The organism is Candidatus Macondimonas diazotrophica, from assembly GCF_004684205.1.
GTDB classification, from domain to species: Bacteria; Pseudomonadota; Gammaproteobacteria; order UBA5335; family UBA5335; genus Macondimonas; species Macondimonas diazotrophica.
The window spans coordinates 1-3,821 of the sequence record NZ_SRIO01000041.1 but is presented as its reverse complement, the minus strand read 5'-3'; the positions used below and the strand labels follow the sequence as shown (position 1 = coordinate 3,821).

At 57.2% G+C, this 3,821-nt stretch carries 5 protein-coding genes; all 5 read left to right on the top strand.

The annotated features are described in order from the left end of the window. A partial coding sequence (locus tag E4680_RS13530) for a PLxRFG domain-containing protein (protein ID WP_135282953.1) occupies positions 1 to 2,084 on the top strand: 2,084 nt, incomplete at its 5' end. Then, positions 2,084 to 2,698: a hypothetical protein gene (locus E4680_RS13525; protein ID WP_135282952.1), complete on the top strand. Its 615-nt coding sequence runs from the start codon at positions 2,084 to 2,086 to the stop codon at positions 2,696 to 2,698. The genes E4680_RS13530 and E4680_RS13525, both read left to right, overlap by 1 nt. Positions 2,699 to 2,710: 12 nt before the next feature. After that, complete coding sequence (locus tag E4680_RS13520) at positions 2,711 to 3,115, top strand: hypothetical protein (protein WP_135282951.1); 405 nt, start codon at positions 2,711 to 2,713, stop codon at positions 3,113 to 3,115. Between the two features lie 12 nt (positions 3,116 to 3,127). Continuing rightward, a complete protein-coding gene (locus E4680_RS13515; RefSeq protein ID WP_135282950.1) occupies positions 3,128 to 3,439 on the top strand; it encodes a hypothetical protein in 312 nt (103 codons plus the stop codon). A gap of 36 nt (positions 3,440 to 3,475) precedes the next feature. Beyond that, positions 3,476 to 3,787, top strand: a complete 312-nt coding sequence (locus E4680_RS13510; RefSeq protein ID WP_135282949.1) for a hypothetical protein — start codon at positions 3,476 to 3,478, stop codon at positions 3,785 to 3,787. Positions 3,788 to 3,821: the final 34 nt, after the last annotated feature.

Here is a 3,821-nt window from a genome sequence, read left to right as displayed (position 1 = left end):
TGAGTGACGCTGGGCTGCTGGACACAACAGGTGGTACGGAAGGATTCTTCAAGGAAGTCAAGTCACAGGTCATGCAGCGCGCTGTTGGTCCCGCCTGGCTGGAGACCGCCATCGCCAATGTGGCAGAAGACCCAGACAATCCGGAGGCCACCCGGAAGTTCATCGCGGACCTGCGGTCACTCTACCTTGACTCTTTGCCGGACCGATCTACTGCACGCGTGATGGCCCACCGGAAGGGGCGCCAAGGGTACAGCACAGACATGGTGCGCAGTTATGCGCACCGGATGCTGATTGCGGCGAACCACATTGCCGGGTTGGCAGTGGCACCTGTCCGGCAGGAAACCTTCCGGGAGATCGAAGGCGCGATCACTGCGGCGCAGGTAACGCGCGGGGTGGATGTAAGCGCGCTTGAGCGGATGCAAGTTGTTGCCGACGAGTTCAAGCAGCGGGATCTGGACACAGCGGATCCCATTCCTCGCAGTCCAATGATGAGCATGCTGCGTGCCGTCAGTCACGTATTTTTCCTGGGGCTGTCGCCGGCGTACGTGCTGATGAACGTCATGCAGGTAGGTGTGCTGGGTGTGCCCGAATTGGCGAAACGCTTTGGTGCCAAGAAGGCGACCTCGGCTGTGGCGGCTGCATTGCCGGACGCCATCAAGGTAGTACGGGCAGCGCTGCGCGAGGGCTACAAGACCGGCGGCCTGGTAGGCGCCTCTGAAATGGTCATCACGTCAGAAGTGCTGGCCAATGCCGGGCTGTCACCGGAGCGCGTGAACTATCTCGTCGAGATGATGGGTACCGGCAAGCTGGACATCGGTACCGTAACACGGGAAATGGGCCGGTTGGCTGCTGGAGAGGTTACGAGTGATCGCACTGTTCGGCTGAACTCTGGGCTGAAGGTGCTTACCAGCTTCACACTGATGTCTGAGATTCTGGCTCGGACTACGGTCGCGCTGGCTGCCAGAGATTTGCACGGGGCGAAAGGTATCGCAACCTATGCCTCGCGCGTGATCGATAACTCCATGCTGAACTACAACGCCTACGCGATTGGGCGTGCTACAGGTGCCAAGGGGGTTCTTGGCGGGCTTACTCCGGTCGCGCTGCAATTTCACCAATACTCATTTCAGGCATTGGGGCGACTGATAACCGAGACCTACAATGCGTTCTCTCGCAGTCAGGGTGTGACAGACGAGCAGCGGGCGGAAGCGCAGCGGTTTCTAAAGTCACATGTTGCCGCTATTACACTGCTGGCAGGTACGATGGGCCTGCCGTTCATGACGGTAGCCGCGAGGTTGTCGGACATGCTGTGCGAGATGTTTGGCGATCAGCCGTGCGACACCAAGGCGTCTCTGCGGAATTTCACGCACGACGTATTCGGCGCAGACATTGAGCCGATTGTTTCACGTGGAATCCTTCGTGTCATAGGAGGTGATCTGTCCAGCCGGGTCGGCGAGGCTGACCTTCTGCCCTTCAGTCGGTTTCTGGCAGACCGACGTACACTGGACGAGAAGCTACGTGACCCGCTGCTGTCTATCTCTGGTGCAACCGGGGGTATGTTGTCCAACATCGTTTCCGGCGCGCAGAAGGTCGCAGATGGTGACTGGCTGGGGGGTGTGCAAGCCATGATGCCTACGGCGCTGAGAGGCCCAGTGAAAGCCTACAGCCTGTCCACCAAAGGATTCACGGACAACAGCGGCGTGACGCTGCCGATGGAGCCGACAGCCACTGACAAGCTGGTGGCCCTGCTAGGCATCCAGCCCGGCAAGGAGGCGGACTTTATGCAGGCATCGCGTGCACAGCGGCAGAGAACGAGTATACTCTCTCGTGAACTGTCTGTGATTCGCAAGAATATCGTGAAAGCCATCGAGCAACAGGACCGCGAGAAGCTGCGCGAGTGGGGCCGCAAAGCTGCTGAGTTCCAGCAAGCGAACCCTACTGTGGACATCATGCAGGGGGTGACCAGCTCGCTGAGGCAACGTCAACGTATGAGCGCGTTGAGCACGGTGGGCATCCTGCCGGGGGCGAATGTGAGGGATATTGGCATTCAGGAGCGCACGCGGTTCTTCCAGCCAGGGGCACAGTGATGCCAAAAGCACCCGCAGAAGTGACGTGGACGATTCGGCAGGGCCGTACTTTCAAGTATGTGGTACGGCCGGAGAGCCTTCCGCTGGTGTACAAGCCGATTAACGCCATTGCGCAATCCGCACCTGTATCCGTTACAGCTACGGGGCACGGACTGGCGACTGGATGGAATGTGGCGGTGACCAATGTTGACGGAATGATAGAGATTAACGCCGTAGCGAACGCGCTGCGTGATTCAGACTTCAAGCCCGTGACGGTGGTTGACCCGAACACAGTGACGATCAATTCAGTAGATGCTGCCGGGTTTTCGGCCTACACCGCTGGCGGAAACCTGGTGTACTACACACCCGTGTCGCTTGCCGGCGCAGTCGCTCGACTGGACTTGCGAGATGCCATAGGTGGTGCGCTGCTGTACCAGATGTCATCTGCGTTGGGCAACATTGTGCTTGACGACACAGCACATACCGTTACAGTAACGATTCCGGCTAGTGCGACAGAAGGGTTTACTTTTCTGTCAGCCGTTGGCGACTTGGAAATAGTATATCCCGACAGTTTTGTGGAAGAACTTCTGCGAGTAAATGTGGAAGTGATTCAAGAGGTTACTACATCTTCTTGACGGAGAAACAGAATGCCACTCGTACTACCTAACAACGGCGAAGGTGATATTCTGGCTGCTGCTGTCGCCAAGGCAGCCGCTGAGAATCTCGTGCTGCGGTTGTATGTCAACGACGTTACGCCGGCTGAGTCCGACACGACAGCCACGTACACCGAAGCGACGTTTACTGGGTATGCAGCCCTTACGTTGACGCCCGCCAGTTGGGTGGTTACGGAAGGCGCGCCGGGGGATGCGACATATCCCCAACAGACATTTACGTCCTCTGCGGACCAAGCGGCGCAGAGCGTGTATGGGTACTACTTGACCAGGGTTACTTCCGGCAGGATCGCATGGGCCGAGCGGTTTCCTTCCGGACCGTATGTCATTGCCAACAACGGGGATAACGTCAAGGTCACATTAAAGTTCACGCTGGACTGAGTGGGGGTGTATGTGAGCCATGAACATTCGCCAGATGTGTGGAGGATGCTTTTTGAGCAGACACCCGTGGTCTTGCGGTGGGTGCTGGGCATTCTAAGCGCGGGGCTATTCACTATGGCGTCCTACATCTACCGGAGAAACCAGCGCAAGATGCAGGAGATCGAGACCTACATCGACAAGAAAATCACTGAGGTCGAAAAGAAGATGGACGCAGTGAACGCATCTGCTCAGCTTCGCGACGAGGCGATTTTACGTCGCCTAGAAATCATAGACGGGCGAGTGGTGGATGTGCTCAATACATTGGCTGGCAACAGGCGCGGATGAATTATACGGCATACACATCAGCAGGAGATTACTGATATGAGCAGATGGCCTGGAAGTCCCGCAAGGTACTACTCACAAGTCACCGCAGCATCTATTACTGCGGAGAATACATTCACTGACGCAGTAGATATTTTTGGCCTATTCAACCTGTCTATCTCAGGGACGTGGGTCGGGACAGTGACACTTCAGCGGTCATTCGATTTTGGCGCTACGTGGGTGGATGTGACTACTTACACCGCCAACATTCAGGACGCAGGGGACGAGCCTGAAAAACTTGTTGTATACCGCGCCGGCATCAAAACCGGGGAGTACACCTCCGGCACCGCAGTGATCCGGATCAGCCAATGAGCATCATGCGGGGCGGTATTATGCGGGGCGGCAT